A 20,394-nucleotide genomic window follows, 5' to 3' on the forward strand; every position below is an offset into this window, starting at 1 on the left:
AACTTTGGGGTCTGGAAGCATGATGATATCTTCCATATTTAAGAGAAGGACTTTTCGAGATAAAAACGAAAGTGTATAGTATATAAAACAAAGGGGCGTATGCTTAAAATGGAAGCAACTTACAAGGATACCAAGGATATAGCAGGGTTTATTGTCGCAAATCGTGAGAATTTTCAGCAAAAATTATTATCTGAGGCTGTGAATGTAGCCTCTAAAATCAATGAAATCCTCCAGAGAGGCAATATCGATCTTTTAAAAAATGCCGAGAAAATGGCTTTATATGTAGCCGAAAATAAAGAAGAAGAGCTGATTGCTTTTGCCAGACAGGAAGGCGTTGCCTGGGCGGAGCATTCTCTGACGCTGTCATTTAAGCTGGAATGGGTACAGGCGATCCGGCGCACTTTGTGGTACTTTTTATACCAGTTTGACAAAATCAAAGGGCAGCAGACCGTAGGTGATGACTTCTATAATATGGAAAAGGAAGTCAATGATCATGTTGACCAATTTCTAAATAACTTCTTCATCAGCTACTCTGATTATAAAGATGAAATGCTTAAATCACAGCGCAAACTGGTTGAGCATTTGTCGGTGCCGATTATTCCGGTCAGCACTTCTGTCGCTGTACTGCCGCTGATTGGGATGATTGATTCTTACCGGATTCAGACGATTGAAGAGAAAGTTCTGATGGATATCTCATCCATTAAGATCCAGACCTTAATCATGGATCTTTCCGGAATAGCCGATATGGAAATTGACGTTATTGTTCACTTCAAAAAGATCCTGAGCGGCATCAAAATGATGGGCTGCGATGCGGTCCTTACAGGGCTGCGTGCTGAACTTGTCCGAAAAATGATCCATGCCGGCGTAACATTCGAAAATCAGGCGGAAACAAAGGGAACATTACAGCAGACATTAAGAGAATATCTAGTGATTGAATCGAAATAAATATTACATATCACAATGCCTGGCGCTGTCCAATTTGGATGGCGGCAGGCATTTTTTAGCGGAGGAATCCAGCATGAAAAATTTTGATGAAATACTCAACATCCATACAAGCGGCGACCAGAAAGGATTCTATAAATCATTCCACTACCACCGCTACGAGCCCACTCCATATCAGGGTCTGGAAAAACTGTTCAGCGAATACGGGCTTAAAAGCAGTGACCGCCTGGTGGATTTCGGCTGCGGCAAAGGCCGGCTGCCATTTTATATTCACCATACATTTCGGGCATCCGCTGCCGGTGTGGAGATGAGTGAAGACTTTTACCGTGAGGCACTGGAAAATCTGCTGACTTACAAAGGAGAAAAAGACAGAATCAGTTTTCAGTGCATCCTGGCTCAGGAGTATGAAATAACACCGCAGGACAGCCATTTTTACTTTTTCAATCCGTTTTCGGTGCAGATTTTCATGAAAGTCGTCAACAGCATCCTGCGCTCGGCCGAAGAGAAACCGCGTACAATGGACATCATTTTATATTACCCTTCAGAAGATTATATTTTTTATCTGGAAAACAGCACCCCATTTGAATTGATAAAAGAGGTGGTCCTCGAGGGCAATGAAAATGAGCGTTTTTTGGTCTATCGGTTTAATCAAACGTTTGATTAAAAAACCTCCCAGCCATATTGGGTGGTGGAATTCCTTTTATCGAACTGGCCTTGATTCCGGTTCTCTTTCATATTCACGGCTCGCTTTAAAGAGGAGACCCAGATTGATCAATCCGGCAATTCCCACTAAACCATAGACTATTCTTGATAAAACTGCATCCTGTCCCCCGAATAAGCTGGCAACTAAATCAAATTGGAAAAATCCAATCAGCCCCCAATTGATGGCTCCGATGATCGTCAGTACAAGTGCAATGCGCTGGAAACCGCTCATGTTCATGTCCTCCTCGCGTTAATTAATTTTCCAGGGTGCCGCATCGGGACAACCGTCCCAGTCTTAGCCCCGATGCTTTTCCTGCTGTCTACTAGGAGATTACCCGGATAATGGAGGGGCAAACAATATTCAGAGAGTTGGAGATGAAGGAAAATGAAAAGGGTGCCCCATTCAGGGCACCCTTTCACATGTCTAGCGCAAGCATCCTGCCCTCTCAAGCTGTCAGTGGCGGACAAGGCGCTGGCGTTTTTCTGCTTACTTCGCACTCAATCGTCTAATGCGCTCATCCAAATCCGGATGTGTCGAGAACAGGGAAGCTTTGCTTCTGTTATTAATTTTCAAAGTAGAGATCGCTGTCTGTTCTTCACCCTTAACGCGGCTGGAGTAGGCCTTCAGCATCTGCAGAGCATGTGTCATTTTGTCTTTGCCGGCAAGGTCAGCTCCTCCACGGTCCGCATGGAACTCGCGGTGGCGGGAGTAGGCGAAGACCACAAGGCTTCCAAGGATTGAAAAGGCTATTTGGAACACGATTACGGCAATAAAATGTACAATCGGTGCCATTTCTTCTCTGACAAAACGGGATGCCACCCAGGCTGCGATTCGAGCAAGGAAGACAACGAATGTGTTGACAACCCCCTGGAGAAGGGTCATGGTGACCATGTCTCCGTTCGAAATGTGTGCAACCTCATGGGCGATGACGCCTTCAATGGCATCGTCGTCCATTTCCTGGAGCAATCCAGTTGAAACCGCTACAAGAGAGCGTTTTTTCGAAGGGCCTGTTGCAAAAGCATTTACTTCAGGGGAATGATAAATTCCCACTTCAGGCATATGTGTTAAGCCTGCTGATCTTGAAAGGCGGTGAACTTTTTCCACGATGTCGCGTTCAGTTGGTGAAAGGGCACCATTCGGATCCAGCACCTGGACATTCATCATTCTCTTGGCCATCCAGCGGGACATCCACAGGGAAATGAAGGAGCCCGTGAAACCTATCACGGCACTGACCACAAGCAATGCGCCGAAATCAATGCCGCCCTGGGCATTGATGTAATTTCCTCCGCCAATCAGCGAGAAAATAATACTGATCGTCAATAGAACAAGCACGTTCGTCAATAAAAAGTAAAAAATACGTTTACCCATTTCCTCACCCTTTAATCTATTTTTGAGTTCATATGAACTTGTCTTCTGACTATATAATATAATTTTTCAAGTGAAATGACAAGTAAAAATAGGCGGTAACGAAATAGACGTTGACTGTGATCATTGAAACCATTAGGATGAAAGCATCGAAAAGAGAACGCAGGGGCTGATTATATTGGAATTATTCCAGCTATCGAGGAAAAGCATGGCTGATTTCCTTCTGTCGCTGAAGGGGGAAGGAGGGCATTCGCCCAAACAAATCCTCCAGCAGGCATGGGCGGGTGCTCATGAAAAAAATGGAATGTCAACCGAAGCTTTTCTGGATACCAAAATGCCGGCTATATTCGAAAAATTGCTGCGTGCAGATCTGCAGAAAATCGGCTTTTCCCTCAATGAAATCGTCGCACTGGGAAACCAGATTGAATTTACCCATCTATCTTCGACTGCCGTGCAAAACTGGGTGAAGCGGGATGTGAAGGACCTGATTGGCAGTCCGCAGCTCGGCAAGAAATATTCGGCCGACCAGGCTGCCATGCTTTTTATCGTGGAGGATCTGAAAGCAACGCTTGATTTCGATTCGATCCGAAAAATTCTTGCTCTACTTTTTAATGATCTGGATGACCGCACAGACGATCTGATAGAGCCGATCCCTTTTTATTCTGCTTACGCGGCTATTTTTGAAAAAGCCCATCAGCACAATAGTGCCGGAAAAAGCATTCACGATCAGACAGAGCAATGCATCAAAAAAGAAGCATTGAAAACATTGGAGAGTTTTCAGGATTTTACTGATCAGCAGAAAGACATCGTCTCCAATATTCTTGTTACGGCATCTTTGACGGTTTTATCGGCCTACTACAAGTCGCTGACAAAGAAATATGTAACGGCTACCTTATTTTTAAATGGGTAAGTCCGTAAAGCATCGCCAATAAGAGGCGATGTTTTTTTATGCCCATATTTACCAATCAGCATATATTGCGTGCCGTTGTGAACGGTACGGGAGATTTAACGATCGAAAAAGACCGCTTCCGTTTTAAGCCGTGCATTGAGATTTATGCTGAGCCCATAAACCCGGAGGCCTTAACGGACGATGCCGTTAAGGCTTTTTTCATGTACACTGAAAATAAAGCATTGACCGTGTGGTGCACCCCACAGTTTAAGATAAATGGGAGGAAGCGATGTACAAGATTAGCGAGTTTGCGGAAATGACCGGGTTAACGAAGGAAACATTGCGATATTACGCAGAAGTGAAGCTGCTGGAGCCCGCTCTTATAGACTCAAAAAACAATTACCGGTATTACGATGACGGCAGCTACTTTTTGGCTATCCTGTTAATAAAACTAAGAAGATTAGGCTTCACCATTCAGGAAATGATTTCAGTGATGGAGGATGAATCATTCGCCAATCTTGAAGCATTGCTGCTGCAAAAAAGAAAGCTGATCGAGAAGCAGATGGAGGCGCTTCAAGGTCAAATAGATGAAATCGATGCCTTTTTGGATTCGGGGAAGGAGGAAGAATTGTGATTCAATGGAAAGAAGAAATCATGATTGAAAGAAATATTGAAAAGGTGTGGATCTTGTTTTCCGACCAGCACATAAAGAAAATCATGCCCAAGGTCGAAGAGCACACCCTGATCGAAAAAAGGGAAGATGAAGCAGGGGCAAAGCACAGGCAAACCTACAGAGAAGGCAAGCGCCTGGAGACTTATATTGTCGAAACACTGGCTTATGAGAACTCAGAGGATAAAAAGCATAAGCAGATCCATTTTGTATTGGGAAAAGCCTTTGAAATTACACTTGCATTTACGCTGGTCAAAATAGATGACTCCCGCACCAGGTTTATTTATGAAGGGGAAAATAAAGGGGTAAACTTCGTTGGAAGGGCCATGCTGAAGCTTGGCGGCGATAAAAACAACCTGAAAGTGGTAGAGGAATTCCTGCAGAAGGTTCGCGAGGAAGCAATGAAGATGGAATAGCCTATGCTGACGCAGTCTCTAAAGGAGACTGCGTTTTCATTTAATTTTTCCTGCTGTATGGCGATAAAGCTAATGTAAGATATAATCGATAGTATTATGAAAATAAGGGGCTACAAGGTGAATTCTTACGGAAAAGAACAGCAAAAACAAATCAATAAAGTGCTCGAATATATTGATGGCCATTTAAGTGAGCCGCTTCCGCTTGAAAAGCTTGCGGCAGTATCGACATATTCCGTTTATCATTTTCAGCGGACGTTTAAAGGAATTGCAGGTGAAACGCCTGCTGAGTATATCAAAAGGCTGCGCCTCGAGGATGCGGCCCACTATTTAATTTACGAACGCCATATTCCAATCACACAAGTTGCGATGATGTGCGGTTTTTCATCTTTATCCTATTTTACATACTCATTCCGGGAAAATTTTAAAACTAGTCCAAAGCAATGGAGGGAGGGTGCTTATTTAGAGCTTTTTCCAAGGGAGTATTATGATAGCAAGAAATCTAAACTTTATAGCAAGATTCAGAAAGAAGGATCTCATTCAAACACCTATAATGATTTTAGATGGCTGGACCTGTCAAAAGTGAAGACCATTGAGCTGCCGGCTTGCACAATCGTAAAGAGGCAAAGCATCGGCCCGTATACACAGGGGATTCCGGATGTGTGGGAAGAAATCTATCATTGGTCCAAATCCAGAGGGCTTCTGAATCTAAATACGATGATAGCAGGTGTCCCGAGGAATAATCCGTATATTACGCCTCCTGAAAAAAGCCGGTATGACTGCTGCATCGGGGTTGATGAAAGTGAGGTCATAGATCAGGATGACGAGGTTGTTTATCAATTTGCAGGCGGAAAGCATGTTGTTTATGAATTTGAAGAGCCTCTTCCTTACAGTGAAAGAAGCACGTTCATTGAATGCTACTCGGAGCTCTACAGCTATTGGCTTCCAAGAAGCGGATACAGATATCTCGGAAATCCGGTTGAATTCGTACAGCTGGATGAAGAATCAGGCTCACTTTCTCTTAATTGCCGAGTTAAAGCTATTGCGCTGGCCATCGAACCAAAATAGAAAAGGTGTGTGGAGAAGTAGTGGTGGATTGGAATTCAGTAAATATTTTAGCTGTCTTGATTGGCGGGGTTTTATATATGATGTATGGGGGAATTTACTATTCTTCATTATTGGGGAAGAAATCTCGAAGCAATGAAATTAAGGACCACCAAAGTGAAGGCCCTCTTAATTATTTGATTTCTGTCATTATTGCGTTTATCAGTTCTTTTTTCATCGGTATCCTTGTACAATCGATTGAAATCGGAAGCTGGATAGAAGGTCTGGCACTGGGCTTTATGATCGGCCTCTTAATTTCCATGGTTTATCTGAAAAATAGGCTTTTCGGTTTGATGAGCCAAAAGGCATTTCTGATTGCCATTGGAGATCATCTTATTATTTTCACCCTGCTGGGTGCCTTACATGGGGTATTAAATTAACATCGCCGGTTTCAGCCGGCGATGTTTCTTTCAGTTAAAGTGCTTTATACTTCCCGCCTCATCGCTTTAAGCACATCCACCTGTGTCGCGCGCTTGGCCGGACGCCAGCCGGAGAAGATGGTGACAGTCAGGCAAATCGCCACACTGATCAGAGTAAGGGACCATGGAATGTAAGAAAGCATAAGGCCCTCAGGCGGAGCTTCCTCAAATACTCTTTCCAGCACGAGCGGAAGTGCCAGGTTGACCGCATAGCTGATTCCATAAGCAACAATCGTGCCAATCAGGGCGCCAAGCAGTCCGATATAGCTGCTTTCAAGGACAAAGATCCGCTTAATCGTCTTCGGATGGGCGCCGATCGCTTTCATGATGCCGATATCGGGGGCGCGCTCCGTAACGGCCATCGTCATTGTATTATAAATACCGATGGAAGCAATGATTAAAGCGATGGTTCCGATGAAGAGAAGGCCGATTTTTAGAATCGTAAAAACCATATTAATCTGCTTCATCTCGTTTACGATGGAATAAACCATATAATTGCCGTCTTTCAATTTGTCATTGATACCTGTGACAGCCTCGACATCTTTAGCGTAAAGGCTGACTCTATCGTATATTCGGCCGGTATCCTCGGAAGCTCCTTCCACTTGCTCGGGACTGCCGCCTGGTGTGCCGGTGAAAGCTTCGACTTCTTTAAAGGTGTCTTCAGAAATGAAGACCGTGCGGATCTGCATCCATTCTTTAGAAGGCTTTTTTGTGACCCCGGTTATGGTCAGGGGAATGGACTTTTTGATTTCCTTGCCATCCTCCATTTTGATAATTTCCATTTCAATCGTCTTTCCGACTAACTCACCCTTGTAGGCGTATTCTTCCTTTATCGTTCCATCCTCATTAAAGGCATTCTCTCCTTCTTTCGGCTCTAGAGACAGACCATCCGCAAAGGAGGAGCCAACCACTACTTCATTTCCTTTTTCCGGGAGTCTTCCTTCAGAAAGCTCGAATCCTGCTTTCACTTCTTCAGGGAAATAGGCCGAAACGGCTTCTGATTGAGCGGTATAATCCTCTGTTTTAAAGATCGGGCTTTGCTGCAGAGATTGCCTGCGGGTGACTGCTTTTACCCCGGTGATTTCTTGAAAATGCTGGATATCTTCATCTTTGATGCCCTGAAAATTTCCTTCGCCCGCTTCCTTGCCGTGAACCTGAACTTCCGTCACAAGGCTGTCTTCCATTACATCCTGGATGATCGATTTATGGAGGCCGAATCCGACTGATGCCAGTACAATCAGAAAGGTACATCCAATCGCTGTGGCTAATATCGTCATAAACAGCCTTGTTTTATTCTTTTTCATATTTTGCCTTACAAATCGGAATTGATCTTTTAAATTCATGCCAATACACCCTCCATAACCCTTCCATCTGTGATTTCAATTGTCTTATGGCCGATGGCTGCCACTTTTTCGTCGTGCGTAATAATCAGGAACGTAATGCCCAGATCACGGTTCAGCTCCTGAATGAACTGGAGCAGCTCGTTTTCTGTTTCGCTGTCCAAGCTGCCAGTCGGTTCATCAGCAAGAATGAGGGGAGGATTCACGACAAGCGCCCGGGCGATGCTGACACGCTGCTGCTGTCCGCCGGAAAGCTCACTTGGATAATGATCCTTATATTCAATGAGTCCTACCCGCTTTAACGTCTCTTCCGTCTTCTGCTGTCTTTCCTTTTCGGGTATCCCCTTGAGAATGAGAGGGAGCTCGACATTCTGGTAAGCCGTCATGCTCGGAATCAGCTGAAAGCTCTGGAAAATGAATCCGAGATTCGCCAGGCGGAAATCAGCGAATTTTCCTTCGTTATAATCACTGACCTTCTCGCCATGAATCCAGACCTCACCATGCTTCGGCTTAATGAAACCGCTGATGATATTCAAAAGCGTCGACTTCCCGGATCCGCTCCTGCCCACAATTGTGACAATCTCGCCTTTCTCCACTGAAAAAGAAACACCCTCTAATACCGGAATAACCGTCTTCTTTTCTTTTTTGCCAATCTCAAACGCATGGCTTAATTCTCTAACTTCTATCACGCAATAACCTTCCTTCTAAAAAAGTGTCTGCAATCTAGACGTACGAAAGGGCACTTTCGGCTTCAAAAAATAATAAAATAATTTTTGGTGACAGGCACCACCCGAATTTTGTCGAATCATTTTTTGTGGGTTTGAATATTTTGAATTTTATAAGAGATAGAGCTACTATGAGTAGTAGTGACACTGTAAAAAAGGAGGAAATGCTATTGGAGCAGACACTTATTAAAGCTGATGATTATGTAACATTATGGGGAAGTATTGTGGTGTGGGCCTCGGCAAGCATCTATCTGGAGCAGCGTTACAGCTGGGCAGCAAAAATTTCAGGGGCGATTGTTGCCCTAATTGGCGCCATTATTCTATCCAATACCGGCATTATTCCAACTGCATCGCCAGTATATGATGCAGTCTGGACTTTTATCATTCCGCTTGCGATCCCATTGCTTCTTTTTCATGTGAAGATTAAAAAAATCTGGCAGGAAAGCGGCCGGCTGCTGATTATCTTTCTGATCAGCTCCATTGGAACAGTGGCAGGGGTGATCATCAGTTTCTTTTTACTGAAAGATCATATACCTGTCCTTGATAAACTAGGCGCGATGCTCAGCGCATCCTATATTGGCGGCGGGGTAAATTTCGCGGCCATGGCGGCAAAATTCGAGACGCCTGGAGAAATGGTTTCCGCCGCAGTTGTCGCCGATAATTTAATGATGGCCATTTACTTCGTAGTTCTTATGATGGTACCGGCCATTGGCTTTTTCCGGCGCCGTTTTAAAACGCCGCATGTTGACCAGGTGGAAAACGGAAGTATAGGAGAAGAGGGGAAGACACTTGCCGAGAGCTTTTGGAAGCGAAAGGACATCTCTTTAAAGGATATCGCGTTATCCGTCGGAACAGCCTTTTTGCTTGTGATTGTTTCGTTTAAAATCGCTGAATTCCTGGACGCAGCCATTCCTTCCGGGGATGACGTTTCTTTCTTTATCAATCTCGTAAATGGGCTGTTTGGAGACAAGTATTTGATGCTGACTACTCTGACGTTCCTGGGTTTGGCTATGTTTCCGAGATACTTCGAGTCTATTAACGGAAGCCAGGAAATCGGCACATACCTGATTTACCTGTTCTTTGTCGTGATCGGCATCCCGGCATCGATCCCGCTGATTATCGAAAATGCCCCGCTTCTGCTGGTGTTTGTGTTCATTATAGTCGCAGTGAACCTGACTGTATCTTTAACAGCAGGCAAACTACTAAAATATGACCTCGAGGAAATTCTTTTGGCCAGCAATGCCAATGTCGGCGGCCCGACCACCGCTGCAGCCATGGCCATCGCCAAAGGCTGGAAGGATTTGATCGGACCGATACTTGTTGTCGGAACGCTGGGCTATATTATCGGCAACTACGTCGGAACCGCGCTCGGACTGTGGTTTTCGGGGTTTATGTAAAAATGGAGGAGGGCCCGCAAAACTTATTGCGGGTTTTTATGCTGAATTAAACATTGGGATTTGGGAAGCAGGGATGTTGAATCATGATTTGAGAAGAGGGATGTGAAATATATTACTAAAAAGATAAATGATTAATTCTGAATAAAATTTCCGTAATCAATAACTGTGAGGATCTGTTCTTTGGAGAATGCCAAATTTGCCTTCTTAAAGTCATTCGGTATTATCCCGTGGCTTATAAATTTATTTTGCAGCTGCAGGATTTGATTATTAAATCGGTTATTATCAGGTACTTTATTAGGGATTTTTTTCATTATAATCCAGCCATTTCCGTATTGTATGACTGGGCAAAGATGTTTTTTTATGTCAGGAGGACTATGAGTGAAAATTTCACATTCAGTTTTATTACACTTAAGGCCAAGATCTGAAAGGGCAACCTTTAACACATAATTTTTCCCCATATCATAGACAATTCTGGTATATCCTTTTCCCAGAAATCTATACCGTAACCGCAAAGTCCTTTTTGCCATAGTGACCTTTGAATAATTCCCCTTATTTTCCCATTTTTTCATGCTTGATATCCAGGAATTAATAGAATGAAGTTCGCTGGGAGTCAGGAGATTTGGATTAGCAGTATTTTTCCTTGGAGACATAATTTCCACATCCATTCCCATACAATTTTTACACGATATTATATTTAAATAGGGATTAGTTTGTCCGTACTTATAACTATCTTTTTGTAAAAAAGAATTCCAGCCCGCGGCTTATTTATCTATCCCTTTTTAGATATATCGGTCATTTGATCGGCCAGGGCTCCAGCCCCCTCTCCTCCAAATTCCACCTTTCTTCAAGAAAAATCCAAAGAAATTTTTTACGATTTGTACTATAATAATAGCTGGTTTATTTTTTAGAGTAACGAAATAATAGAAAGCGGTGTTGATACCTTGGATAAACGGTTTGGTACCGTAACAATATTTTCTTCAGTTCAATGGCTATTTTTTATTTTTGCAAATACAGTGATGGTCCCGATCTCGGTTGGAACAGTGTTTGGGCTGCCGGGAGAAACGATTGCGATGATGCTGAGAGCCTCGCTTATCTTTACGGGATTGGCGACCATTTTTCAAGGCTGGAAAGGACATCGCTATCCGCTCATGGAAGGCCATTCCGGCTTGCTGTGGGGAGTCATCTTAAACCTTGGCCTGTCGGCGTCGTCCCTTGGCATGAGCTATACGGAAATCGGGGGCGGAATTGCGACAGGTGTACTCCTGGCATCTGCTGTCACGCTCATTCTCGCAGCCTTCAACGGCATCTCTCTGCTAAAATCGATATTCAGCCCGATGGTGATGTCCGTTTACCTGTTCCTATTAACCTTCCAGCTGATTTTCATCTTTTTCAAAGGCATGATGAAGGTCAGTGAACATGGCACCATTGATGTTCCCATCTCCCTTTATTCCTTTGCACTTGTTATTTTTGTGAGTCTATTAAAATTAAAAGGGAACGCCGTCATCAGCAATTTTTCTATTTTAATTGGGTTGCTGGCAGGCTGGATCGGCTATGATCTCCTGTTTGCAGGTGAAGCGGTGCAGGGGGGAGCGTCCGGAGATGTGAGCTTTACACTTTTTCCGCTGGGACAGCCTAACCTTGAAATCGGTATTGTGGCAGTCACCTTTTTTGCCAGTCTGATGAATCTGAGCAATACAGTCGCTTCGATCAGCTCCAGTGACCGTCTATTTAAAAAAGATTCCGGGAAGCGCGAGTACCGCGGATCGATTTTTATCACCGCAGTATTTACGGTGATTGGAAGCGGGTTTGGCCTGGTGCCATATACGCCATTTACCTCATCGATCGGATTCCTTCAGAGTACGCGAATATTGATGAGAACACCATTCTTCATTGGCGGCGCGCTGTTGACGGTCATTGGCCTGATTCCGCACCTGGGTTCATGGCTGGCCGGCATGCCGGTAACAGTCGGGAACGCCGTTCTGTTTGTCGCGTACCTGCAGCTGTTCGGGACTGCTTTCAACAGCTTAAGCGGAAAAGTGTTCAACTCAGACACAATCTTCCGTTTAGCCGCCCCCGTCCTGATCGGCATCAGCTTGATGAATACACCCGCTGCGGTGTTCGCAGAATTGCCGGTTTTGATTCAGCCATTCTTATCCAACGGGCTTCTAATGGGCGTCCTGATCTCCATTCTTCTTGAGAAAATGGTGAACTGGTCTGCGTTCGAACAGCTGGAATTGAAGAATAACTAGAAAAATCCCCTGTGAAGGGGATTTTTTAATAGATGGATGATACATCGGCAGGCAGGCTGCGGACATGCTTTAAAAATGCAGTTACACGCTTATCATCTTCATATGGATACTCGAAGCCCAGCTTTTCTGCGACCTCGACTGCTGTTTTTCTGAAAAGGGAGCACATGGTTAAAAGGGCTTCCCATATGTGATTAAAATTGGCGTTTGAATAGGTGGATTCGAACTCCTCCCATACCTCGGCAGGAAGAAAATTGGGCAAATACTTGCCGGCTTTGCCAGCGCTCTTTGTAAAATCGGCTGCGATGCCGGCCTTCCATTCGAGCATTGTAATCAGCACATTGCGGTTGATCTGCTCATGCATAAACATCGCGTAAGTCAGCTCCCTGCGCCAAAGCCCTTTGCTGATATTCATTGTGATCCACCAAAATTCATTGCAGAGATCCGCAAACTCCTGAGCATCCGGCTTCTTAATGAGATAATCCCGGTCACTGGCTGGCGGCATGTATCCAATCAGCCCATCCTTATCAAGAAGCAGCACACTCAGACTATCGGGCTCCAGCAGCTCCTCTATCTTTTCAGCTGGAATCAACGTCAGATCAATCCGGTTCCCGTCTATAAACTGCATCAAATAGGGGAAGCGGCCATAGCCGTCAGCAGGCGGCAGCACCTTCTCCTCCGGCATCTGCATCATAACCCGCTCACCAAATACGTCCACCCAGCTATGATCATAGGTAAAGGACTCCATTTTCCTAACTATGTACACAATATCGTAATCCTGAAAAATATCCTTCCTCACATTCGGATTCGCGCGCGAGCCATTCAGAATAACCGCGCGCACCCGTACATCCTCACGGGCTGTTGTTAAAATCAGATTCATCATATCGGTTTCGGTTCTTGACTTCATAGGGCCTCCTGGATTGTTTGGTCGTACTATTAAGATACTTTTTTTAGGGGAGAATTCCTGCTATTTTCATTATAAACCCGAAAAAAGCAACTGAGCGGGAGGGAGGGGGTTCAGTATTTCTGATTGTTATTAATTTGAATTAACTCCCATATTTCATGGTGCATCTCTCATATGGTCGCTAATGATTTGGATTAGCTCCCATTTTTCTTGATGGATCTCTCATATGGTCGCTAATGATTTGGATTAACTCCCATATTTCTTGATGAATCTCCCTTTTCGTCGTTATTCATTGAGATTAAATAATTGGCACCAGATTCAGACAAATAGTTGCTATGAAGCTCTCATGAAGCCGAAAAAGGCATTAGAGCCAGAAAACTGGTCGCCATGAAGCTCTTATGAAGGCGAAAAGGAACCAAATCCAAGAAAACTGGTCGCTATGAAGCTCTCATGAAGCCGAAAAAGAACCAGAGTCAAAAAAAATAGTCGCCATGAAGCCATTTAAACTATCAGAGCAGCAACCTGCTGCCATAAAATTTCCATACGCAAAAAAGAATCAGGCACCTTCCAAGTACCTGATCCCCCATCCAATTAAGCATGCACCAATTTCACTTGCTGCTTTAAAATCTTCCCGCTCGCATTCCGCGGCAGTTCATCCACAAATGAGTAAATACGCGGACATTTAAACTCAGCAAGGTGTTCAGCAGCAAATGCACGCAATTCCTCTTCAGAAGCATCTCCCTTCAGCACGACGACAGCTTTGACGGTCTCACCCCATTCTTCATGCGGCACACCGACCACACAGGATTCCAAAACAGCTTCATGCTTCGCGAGTACTTCTTCGATTTCACGCGGATAAATGTTGACGCCGCCCGAAATGATGACATCCTTTTTACGGTCCACAATATAAAAGTAGCCATCCCTATCCCGATAAGCAATGTCCCCGGTATAGAGCCAGCCATCCTTCATCGCCGCGTTCGTTTCTTCCGGGTTATTGTCATATCCCAGCATGAGGCTGTCGCCAGTCAGAAGAATCTCGCCGTATTCATTAGGGTCTGTATCTGTGCCATCCGGCCGGACCACCCGGATTTCCATATTAACCGTCGGATTTTTGCCGATGCTTCCGGCCTTTTCCAGATGCTCATCCGGATATAATAAAATTCCATTCGGTCCCGCTTCCGTCAGACCGTAAACCTGATAGAAGTTTTCGTTTTGAAATGCTTTTTTTACATGATGATAGGAGGCAAGTGCCAGCGGACCACCGCCATATGCAAAAACACGCATGCTGGATAAATCATGAGAAGGCAAATCCGGATCCTTGGCCGCAATCAAATAGGCAACCGGAGCCGCAAATGAGAAGGTCGTCTTTTCCTCCTGAATCCAGTTCAAGAAGCCTTTAGGCGTAAAGTCCCCGATCACATGGGTTGCGCCGCAATAAAACCCGCTCATGAAGAAAGTATTCAATGGAGCAGAGTGGGAGAGCGGCATCAGGGTAAGCATGGAGTCTTTATGCGACAAGCTGAAATTAACTGAAACTGCCGAGGCGATTGCCAAAATGCGTTCATGGTTAAACACCACTCCTTTTGGCGTCCCGGTTGTTCCGGATGTAAAAAGAATCTCGCAGATATCCAGCGAATCAATCGGCACATCGAGATTCCCGTCAGAAAAATGAGCAGAAGCCTCTGCCGCATTCTGAATCGAAAAATAGAAATTCAAATTCTCTTTTAACGAACTCACTGTTTCAGCAAGCTCATTCTCATACAGAACCCCAGCAGCATTCGCATTTTGAAAAATAGCCCCCAGTTCCTTCGGTATCAAACGGATATTCATCGGCATCGGAATGGCGCCGATTTTCATGCAGGCAAAAAAAGCAAAAAAGAAGTGCTCATTATTGCGCGACATCACCGCCACACAATCGCCGCGCCGGACTCCTTCTTCCTGAAGATATCGTGCCAGCCTGTTGCATGTGCGGTTCATGTCACCATATGTCAGGCGGTTTGACGCCGTAATAAAGGCGTCCTTTTCAGGAAACTTCCTTGCGTTTCTTTCCAATACTCCGTGAATCGTTGCTCCCACTTCAATCAGCCCCTTTTAATAAGAATAATTTTATGTTTTCACCCGGCTGTTTTCATATTTTTCTTTGTAAGTCAGAATGTCTTCCCGCAGCATTTGCAGCTGCATGATCTGCTCCTCGATTTCCTTTAGCTTGCTGTCAGCGAATGCAATAATCCTGCTTTTTTCCGCTTCACCTTCCGGATTTGATTCATAGAGACCAATCATCTCCTTGATTTCCTGGAGGCTGAAGCCGAGCTTTTTTCCGCGCAGAATCATCTTCAGGCGCCGCCGCTCCCGATTCGTATAGCTGCGCTTCTTGGTCAGGCTGTCCCGATTTTCTGATGTCAGCATGCCAATTTCCTCGTAATAGCGGATTGTTCTTGAGCTGATATCAAACATCGTGGCAAGCTCACTGATGGTAAAAATCTTTTCCTCTGTCATTTATGTATCCTCCTAGTTGACGTTAACGTTAGCTTAGTTTTATAATAATTCTGAAAATTATATTCTGTCAATTAAAAAAGGAGTGATTTTTCCATGAATATTACTTCCCGGGACGTGCAGACAAGAGGAAAGAATACGTACTCATTTGATGAGTTTTTAGAGAAGCGCAGCGATCTGGATTGGTATAAGGATGATCCATTTTTGCAAAAAGCCCTGAAGAAATATGCAGACCTACAATACGAGCAGATACATAAAGAGCTTTTGGATTTTTCTCCTGCTGTTTCTTCCAAATGGAACACCCTTGCAGAAAGAGCGGCAAGGCCGGAAGTCCGCCCATATATGCTTCATTTTGATGCCTTCAATCACCGCATTGACCGTGTCGTCCGTCCAATGGAAACGCATCAGCTGGAAAAAGAAGTGTTCGGTGCAGGGCTTTTTTCCAGCCAAATGACATCCTGGGAAAGTTTCGCAAAGCGCATGCTGATTCATCAGCTGGGGGAGGCAGGTGTCGCCTGTCCGCTGACTTGTACGATTGGATTAATTGCACTCCTTGAACAATATCCGAATGAAGATATCCCAGAGCTGGAGCAAATTTTACAGCATACAAAAGAGGGGCTGGACGGGGACTTTGCAATCGGTGCCCAATTCATGACGGAGATTCAGGGCGGTTCCGATTTGCCTGCCAATGTGCTTGAGGCCGTTTCAGAAGGAAAAAACTATCGGCTGTACGGCAATAAATTTTTCTGTTCGGTTGCCCATGCCGACTATTCGGTAGTCACCGCGAAAATTTCCGGCACTGATAAAGTGTCGACATTCATTGTTCCGTCATGGCTTCCAGGGGATAAGGAAAAGGAGGTACGCAATGGCTATGAAATCAACCGCATCAAGTGGAAAATGGGCACGGCCGAGCTGCCGACAGGAGAGTTCCAGTATAATGGGGCGCTGGCTTATCCGGTTGGACCGGCAGGAAAAGGGGTGGCAGTGGCAGTCGGCATAGTCCTGACATTATCGCGGCTTGAAATCGGAATTGCCTGCGCAGGATTCATGCTCCGTGCAGCCCGGGAAGCCAGTCTCTATGGTGATTTCCGGTCCGTTTTTGGCAAGAAGGTAAAAGATTATCCGCTATCTGCAAGAACGCTGAAAAAAATTGAAAACACCGCACAGCGTACCGCGGCAGGCGCTTTTAAAATCTATGACCTGTTTCTGCGCCTGAATCAGCCACTGAATGCAGGGATTCCGGTAGATCAGCCGCTTGAACAGAGAAAACAGCTGTTTAACCTGAGGGAGCTTGTGCTGCTGCAGAAAATCTGTGCAACGAATGAAGGAGCAGAGGTCCTGCGCGATGCCATATCTGTCTTTGCCGGCCATGGCGTCATGGAGGAATTCTCCTCACTGCCGCGCATATTCCGGGATGTTGCCGTCAATGAACAGTGGGAAGGCCCGCGCAATCTGCTGCTGACGCAAATTTACCGCGATATTCAGAGAGTGGCAAACTGGTATCCGCCAGCTGATTTTGTGGCGAACGTTCTGGAAGGTGCTTCTCAGGAAACGATTGCTGGATTTTCAGAGCAGCTGACTGATCTTCTGCAGCGTCCGGTGTGCGGGGAAGTCAGCGAAGCCTCCATGGAAGCGGCTGAAGAGTGGGATGTGTTCTGCGATTCCTTTTTTAAAGCATATCAGACGATTGCGCTGGAAGAATTGCAGTAAAAAAAGATGCCTGGCGGAAGCCCGCCAGGCTATTTTAGTAACTTAATCGGGAAAATTTACAAATGTCCGCGAAATTTTTAATATAACTGCGAAAAAATAAATATATCCTCGAAATGCTCGATGTAACGCGAAATCTAAATATCTTATCCGAGAAACGGTCAATGCTTAATCCGATAGATAACCGATGCCAGGAAATTAGCCAGAAAAAAGACCGGGTTTCCCTGGATGTTCTCATGCACAACCAGTTCGCCTGCTCCCATATTGTCGTACATCTCTCCCTGTGTTTTTCCCTTCGCTTTATTTTTGGCTTCTTCCTTTTTTAAAGTGGTCAAAATGCGGTATTGCGTTGGCAGGATTAGGAGAGAAAGCAATACATACAGGCCGAGAATTCCCCAAAAAATGTTTAAAAGCATCAAGTCCCCTCCCAGGAATATTAATTCCATTTTACACCAAATTCTTCGTGTTTGTATTTTAGAACGTATGTTCTCTGTCTATGCATAAATCCGCCGCTTCCAAAATAAGATGAAATATCATCCATGAAAAGAGGCGATCCATACATGATTACAAAAGAGATGCTGGTCAGGTTTGATGAGCTGAACCGGAGGAAAAAGGATTTGGAAGCCGAGCTCGATAAACTCAAAGACATGTTCCACCAGTATTTCGATACAGCGTTGGGACAGAATGAAAAAGGGGAAGTGAGGATTGAAGGCTACCGGTTGCAGAGGCAGATTAGAAGAATGGAAAAGTTTGATCCGGAAGCAACGGTGAAAAGACTGGAAGAATTGAACTTGCCGGAGTTAATTTTAAAAAGACCGGATGAAAGTAAAATAAAATCGGCACTGGACCTTCAATTATTAAAGGAAGCGGACCTGGATGGATGCAGAATTTCAAAGACGACCGCCGCTCTCCTGATTAAAAAGATGGATTAATCATTTTTTTATAAAAAGTGTTTGACCTTCACGCTGCGTAAAGGTGTATCGTAAGAAACAGAAAGTACTTTCTAAAACTTTTCGAAGAGAGGATCATCGCATGGAATACACAGTCCAGAAGCTCGCTCAGCTGGCTGGGGTCAGCTCGAGGACCCTCAGGTATTATGATGAAATTGGCATTCTTAAGCCGGCAAGAACCAATTCGTCAGGATACAGGATCTATGGCCAGCAGGAAGTTGACAGACTGCAGCAGATTCTGTTTTACAGAGAACTTGGCGTCAGCCTTGAACAAATTAAGGAAATTATCACAGCACCCGCTTTCGATGCTGCAGATGCACTGAAGGAGCACCGCGAGAAACTCCTTGAGAAAAGAAAACAGCTCGATCTGCTTATTACGAATGTAGAAAAAACCATAGCGTCAGCAGAAGGAGGAACGACCATGTCAGACAAAGAGAAGTTTGAAGGATTCAAAAAGAAAATGATTGAAGATAATGAGGAACAATATGGAAAAGAGATCCGTGAGAAGTATGGCGATGAGACGGTTGATAAGTCCAATGCTAAACTAATGAACATGACCCAGGAGGAGCATGAGGCCGTAACCAAACTGTCCGAAGAAGTGAACAGTACTTTAGCACAAGCCATGGAGACAGGCAATCCGGCAGACGAGCTTGCACAAAAAGCGGCTGATCTGCACAAGCAGTGGATCACATTCTATTGGAGTGAATACAGCAATGAGGCCCACGCCGGCCTGGCGGAAATGTATGTGGCAGATGAAAGGTTTAAAGCCTATTATGAAAAAATTCGTCCAGGTGCAGCTGAGTTTTTAAGAGATGCGATTAGCATCTATACTGGACAGCAATAGAAACGAAAGCGGCTGGCTCTGCCAGCTGCTTTTTTTTGTGAAAACTGTATGCTGCGCTGCTGCCGGTTATTGTGTTGTTTTGGTTTATAATTGTGTTGTTCTTTATTTTGATTATGCCGTCCGCCATGTTAATTGCATCGATATCACCAGAAATTGCACTGCCATACCAGATATGCGCCGCTGCATCCAACAAATGCGCCAACCCGCATCATGGTTGCGCGTTAAATGCGTCCACATCACTAGTAATTGCGCCATCACGCCAGATATGCGCCGTTTCAATCACCTATCCCCACCATATTGCGCCCATAGTAGAATATCTGCACCTACCCCGCAAACCCGCCAATATTTCATTAAAACCATCGGCTTACTGTATGTAACTACTTCCATGGGGAAAGATGAGTATGAAGATACCAACTCGGGTGGACAGGTGATAAAATGAGCCGCATTCCTTCTTATAAAGATGAGCAAAACATTAGAGAAAAGCTAAGAGATGTTTCTCTTGAGCATTGGCTAAAGGAGGATTTATTCAGCTTTAACTGGTGGGTGCTGCTGGCTGCGAGCATTTTGCCGTTTTTTATTTGGTGGAGGCTGGTGGATAAGGGGCGGTTCTTTGAAATACTTGCTTTTGGGCTGCTCTGTGCGATCTTCGCCTGTTTTCTTGATGTTGTGGGAGTGAACTTTCTTTTGTGGGGTTATCCGGATAAGCTGCTGCATTTTATTCCGCCATTATTGCCTGCAGATTTTGTGGTGATCCCCATATCGGGCATGCTGATTTATCAGCACTTCAGTACGTGGAAAAGCTATGCCTTTGCAGCCGTAGGCCTTGGAATCATGTTTGCTTATATCTTTGAACCGTTATTCAGCTTTTTGAATATGTTTGTCCTTATCAATTGGACTCACACCTCTTCCTTCATCTGTTTTATCCTCTTTTTTCTTGGTGTCCGACTTTTAATGCTGTCCTTAAAGCGCGCGGTTGAAAAAAATTAATAAGCGGTCAGCAAAGCTGGCCGCTGTTTTACTGGATTAATAGTCGCAGCTATGGAAACATTTTTTACAGCAGCAGAAATGCTTGTGTTCAAATGAGCACTTCTTGCAAGAGCAATGATGAAATTTATGCTCATCAGAGCATTTTTTGCAGGAACATCTTTTATGCTCATCAGAGCATTTTGTACATGAACAGTGAGGTTTAAAATCGCTGGTGCATTTCTTGCAGCCGTGATGTTCATGTTTGTCTTTCTTTTTGCAGCAGACTTTCTTCTTGTAATAATATTCTTCAACACAAA

General features: G+C 44.6%; 23 protein-coding genes. 13 read left to right on the forward strand and 10 right to left on the reverse strand.

The window, feature by feature from the left end; all coding sequences use genetic code 11:
- Positions 1-108: 108 nt before the first annotated feature.
- Positions 109-945 (forward strand): STAS domain-containing protein, encoded by an 837-nt coding sequence (locus tag ACXAD1_RS02890; protein ID WP_206841261.1) that lies wholly within the window; start codon positions 109-111, stop codon positions 943-945.
- A 73-nt stretch (positions 946-1,018) separates the two neighbouring features.
- The gene (locus ACXAD1_RS02895; protein ID WP_474909422.1) at positions 1,019-1,606 is read left to right on the forward strand and encodes a class I SAM-dependent methyltransferase; all 588 of its coding nucleotides are present in this window, start codon (positions 1,019-1,021) and stop codon (positions 1,604-1,606) included.
- Between the two features lie 36 nt (positions 1,607-1,642).
- Here ACXAD1_RS02895 and ACXAD1_RS02900 read toward each other — a convergent pair whose 3' ends face one another.
- Both ACXAD1_RS02900 and htpX read right to left on the reverse strand, forming a co-directional pair.
- Positions 1,643-1,876, reverse strand: coding sequence for a DUF378 domain-containing protein (locus tag ACXAD1_RS02900; protein ID WP_206841279.1), 234 nt, complete (start codon positions 1,874-1,876; stop codon positions 1,643-1,645).
- A 255-nt stretch (positions 1,877-2,131) separates the two neighbouring features.
- Complete coding sequence (gene htpX, locus ACXAD1_RS02905) at positions 2,132-3,013, reverse strand: protease HtpX (protein ID WP_474909423.1); 882 nt, start codon at positions 3,011-3,013, stop codon at positions 2,132-2,134.
- 175 nt (positions 3,014-3,188) lie between these two features.
- On the opposite strand from htpX, the gene ACXAD1_RS02910 reads away from it, so the two are divergent.
- The 5 genes from ACXAD1_RS02910 (at position 3,189) to ACXAD1_RS02930 (ending at position 6,466) form a co-directional block, all read left to right on the forward strand.
- The gene (locus ACXAD1_RS02910; RefSeq protein WP_474909424.1) at positions 3,189-3,920 is read left to right on the forward strand and encodes a DUF1836 domain-containing protein; all 732 of its coding nucleotides are present in this window, start codon (positions 3,189-3,191) and stop codon (positions 3,918-3,920) included.
- Between the two features lie 268 nt (positions 3,921-4,188).
- Positions 4,189-4,533 (forward strand): MerR family transcriptional regulator, encoded by a 345-nt coding sequence (locus ACXAD1_RS02915; protein WP_474909425.1) that lies wholly within the window; start codon positions 4,189-4,191, stop codon positions 4,531-4,533.
- Positions 4,530-4,985 carry an SRPBCC family protein gene (locus tag ACXAD1_RS02920; RefSeq protein ID WP_206841293.1) on the forward strand — a complete coding sequence of 152 codons (456 nt, stop codon included), beginning with the start codon at positions 4,530-4,532 and terminating at the stop codon, positions 4,983-4,985. Before ACXAD1_RS02915 ends, ACXAD1_RS02920 begins: the two co-directional genes overlap by 4 nt.
- Positions 4,986-5,102: 117 nt before the next feature.
- Positions 5,103-6,050 carry an AraC family transcriptional regulator gene (locus tag ACXAD1_RS02925; protein WP_474909426.1) on the forward strand — a complete coding sequence of 316 codons (948 nt, stop codon included), beginning with the start codon at positions 5,103-5,105 and terminating at the stop codon, positions 6,048-6,050.
- 23 nt (positions 6,051-6,073) lie between these two features.
- A complete protein-coding gene (locus tag ACXAD1_RS02930; protein WP_474909427.1) occupies positions 6,074-6,466 on the forward strand; it encodes a DUF1761 domain-containing protein in 393 nt (130 codons plus the stop codon).
- A 44-nt stretch (positions 6,467-6,510) separates the two neighbouring features.
- Here ACXAD1_RS02930 and ACXAD1_RS02935 read toward each other — a convergent pair whose 3' ends face one another.
- On the reverse strand, positions 6,511-7,848 hold the full coding sequence (locus tag ACXAD1_RS02935) for an ABC transporter permease (protein WP_370223346.1): 1,338 nt from the start codon (positions 7,846-7,848) through the stop codon (positions 6,511-6,513).
- Positions 7,845-8,534, reverse strand: coding sequence for an ABC transporter ATP-binding protein (locus tag ACXAD1_RS02940; RefSeq protein WP_474909428.1), 690 nt, complete (start codon positions 8,532-8,534; stop codon positions 7,845-7,847). Before ACXAD1_RS02940 ends, ACXAD1_RS02935 begins: the two co-directional genes overlap by 4 nt.
- Before the next feature lie 206 nt (positions 8,535-8,740).
- Between ACXAD1_RS02940 and ACXAD1_RS02945 the strand changes: the two genes are divergently transcribed.
- Entirely contained in the window at positions 8,741-9,967 is a 1,227-nt protein-coding gene (locus ACXAD1_RS02945; RefSeq protein ID WP_474909429.1) for a DUF819 family protein, read from the forward strand.
- A 131-nt stretch (positions 9,968-10,098) separates the two neighbouring features.
- Here ACXAD1_RS02945 and ACXAD1_RS02950 read toward each other — a convergent pair whose 3' ends face one another.
- Positions 10,099-10,278 carry a hypothetical protein gene (locus ACXAD1_RS02950; protein WP_474909430.1) on the reverse strand — a complete coding sequence of 60 codons (180 nt, stop codon included), beginning with the start codon at positions 10,276-10,278 and terminating at the stop codon, positions 10,099-10,101.
- Positions 10,279-10,908: 630 nt separating this feature from the next.
- Between ACXAD1_RS02950 and ACXAD1_RS02955 the strand changes: the two genes are divergently transcribed.
- Positions 10,909-12,216, forward strand: coding sequence for a uracil/xanthine transporter (locus ACXAD1_RS02955; RefSeq protein ID WP_474909431.1), 1,308 nt, complete (start codon positions 10,909-10,911; stop codon positions 12,214-12,216).
- Between the two features lie 25 nt (positions 12,217-12,241).
- Here ACXAD1_RS02955 and ACXAD1_RS02960 read toward each other — a convergent pair whose 3' ends face one another.
- The 3 genes from ACXAD1_RS02960 to ACXAD1_RS02970 all read right to left on the reverse strand — a co-directional run bounded on the left by ACXAD1_RS02960 (position 12,242) and on the right by ACXAD1_RS02970 (position 15,613).
- Positions 12,242-13,120 carry an aminoglycoside 6-adenylyltransferase gene (locus ACXAD1_RS02960; protein ID WP_474909432.1) on the reverse strand — a complete coding sequence of 293 codons (879 nt, stop codon included), beginning with the start codon at positions 13,118-13,120 and terminating at the stop codon, positions 12,242-12,244.
- A gap of 588 nt (positions 13,121-13,708) precedes the next feature.
- Positions 13,709-15,193, reverse strand: coding sequence for a class I adenylate-forming enzyme family protein (locus tag ACXAD1_RS02965; RefSeq protein WP_474909433.1), 1,485 nt, complete (start codon positions 15,191-15,193; stop codon positions 13,709-13,711).
- A gap of 30 nt (positions 15,194-15,223) precedes the next feature.
- Entirely contained in the window at positions 15,224-15,613 is a 390-nt protein-coding gene (locus tag ACXAD1_RS02970; protein WP_474909434.1) for a MerR family DNA-binding protein, read from the reverse strand.
- 93 nt (positions 15,614-15,706) lie between these two features.
- Here ACXAD1_RS02970 and ACXAD1_RS02975 point away from each other — a divergent pair, with 93 nt between their 5' ends.
- The gene (locus tag ACXAD1_RS02975) at positions 15,707-17,320 is read left to right on the forward strand and encodes an acyl-CoA dehydrogenase family protein (RefSeq protein ID WP_474909435.1); all 1,614 of its coding nucleotides are present in this window, start codon (positions 15,707-15,709) and stop codon (positions 17,318-17,320) included.
- A gap of 158 nt (positions 17,321-17,478) precedes the next feature.
- Here ACXAD1_RS02975 and ACXAD1_RS02980 read toward each other — a convergent pair whose 3' ends face one another.
- Positions 17,479-17,733, reverse strand: coding sequence for a DUF3949 domain-containing protein (locus ACXAD1_RS02980; RefSeq protein ID WP_474909436.1), 255 nt, complete (start codon positions 17,731-17,733; stop codon positions 17,479-17,481).
- Between the two features lie 144 nt (positions 17,734-17,877).
- Here ACXAD1_RS02980 and ACXAD1_RS02985 point away from each other — a divergent pair, with 144 nt between their 5' ends.
- The 3 genes from ACXAD1_RS02985 to ACXAD1_RS02995 all read left to right on the forward strand — a co-directional run bounded on the left by ACXAD1_RS02985 (position 17,878) and on the right by ACXAD1_RS02995 (position 20,098).
- Positions 17,878-18,249 (forward strand): hypothetical protein, encoded by a 372-nt coding sequence (locus tag ACXAD1_RS02985; RefSeq protein WP_206841367.1) that lies wholly within the window; start codon positions 17,878-17,880, stop codon positions 18,247-18,249.
- A 100-nt stretch (positions 18,250-18,349) separates the two neighbouring features.
- Positions 18,350-19,111 (forward strand): MerR family transcriptional regulator, encoded by a 762-nt coding sequence (locus ACXAD1_RS02990; protein WP_474909437.1) that lies wholly within the window; start codon positions 18,350-18,352, stop codon positions 19,109-19,111.
- Between the two features lie 435 nt (positions 19,112-19,546).
- Positions 19,547-20,098 carry a CBO0543 family protein gene (locus tag ACXAD1_RS02995; RefSeq protein WP_474909438.1) on the forward strand — a complete coding sequence of 184 codons (552 nt, stop codon included), beginning with the start codon at positions 19,547-19,549 and terminating at the stop codon, positions 20,096-20,098.
- Here the strand turns inward: ACXAD1_RS02995 and ACXAD1_RS03000 are convergent.
- Positions 20,095-20,391, reverse strand: a complete 297-nt coding sequence (locus tag ACXAD1_RS03000) for a hypothetical protein (RefSeq protein WP_206841391.1) — start codon at positions 20,389-20,391, stop codon at positions 20,095-20,097. The two genes, ACXAD1_RS02995 and ACXAD1_RS03000, sit on opposite strands and share 4 nt — an antisense overlap.
- Positions 20,392-20,394 lie beyond the last annotated feature (3 nt).

The organism is Cytobacillus sp. ABV4_503, from assembly GCF_056158445.1.